This is a genomic window from Klebsiella sp. 10982 (assembly GCF_048589245.1).
GTDB classification, from domain to species: domain Bacteria; phylum Pseudomonadota; class Gammaproteobacteria; order Enterobacterales; family Enterobacteriaceae; genus Klebsiella; species Klebsiella quasivariicola.
Window position 1 is genome coordinate 1 of sequence record NZ_JBMAXV010000136.1, and the last position, 696, is coordinate 696.

1 protein-coding gene is annotated in these 696 nt (G+C 48.9%); it reads left to right on the forward strand.

The window, feature by feature from the left end; translation table 11 throughout:
* Nucleotides 1-153: 153 nt before the first annotated feature.
* A complete protein-coding gene (locus ACKLKD_RS27945) occupies nucleotides 154-603 on the forward strand; it encodes an REP-associated tyrosine transposase (RefSeq protein WP_071993228.1) in 450 nt (149 codons plus the stop codon).
* Nucleotides 604-696: the final 93 nt, after the last annotated feature.

Sequence of the window (696 nt, forward strand, 5' to 3'; positions counted from 1 at the left end):
CTTGCGCCGCTATCCGGGGACAGGCGCTAACCACTATCTGTAGCTGAAATTTTGCGCGCCGCTTTCCATCTTCTGCGCCTTCTCCTTGGCGTACCGGATTTCGCCTTATAACGTGTTAAACCACATCATAAATACCGAATTCCAGGAGATCCTGTGGTTGCTTATCGACGTTATTACATTAAAGGGGGAACCTGGTTCTTCACCGTTAACCTTAAAGACCGTAGAAGCATGCACCTAACTGAAAACATAGAATTATTGCGCTACTCTGTCGCCATTGTTAAACAACATCGCCCCTTTATGATTGATGCCTGGGTGGTGTTGCCTGAACATCTCCATTGCATCTGGACACTACCTCATAATGATGACGATTTTTCTTCACGCTGGAGAGATATCAAAGGCTGTTTTACCAGAACGTTAAAACGACAACCCCTTTGGCAACCGCGCTTCTGGGAGCATGCCATACGCGATGAAGATGATTACCGTCGACACGTTGATTACATCCATATCAATCCACTTAAACATGGCTGGGTCACCCGAGTGATCGATTGGCCATTTTCAACCTTTCATCGCGATGTCCAGCGCGGGCTATATCCCCCAAATTGAGCTGGCGATAGCTTTGATCTTAGCTGCGGTGAACGCCTATAGCTTCTCCCCGGTGGCGCTGACGCTTACCGGGGCTACAAATCGGCGCCAACC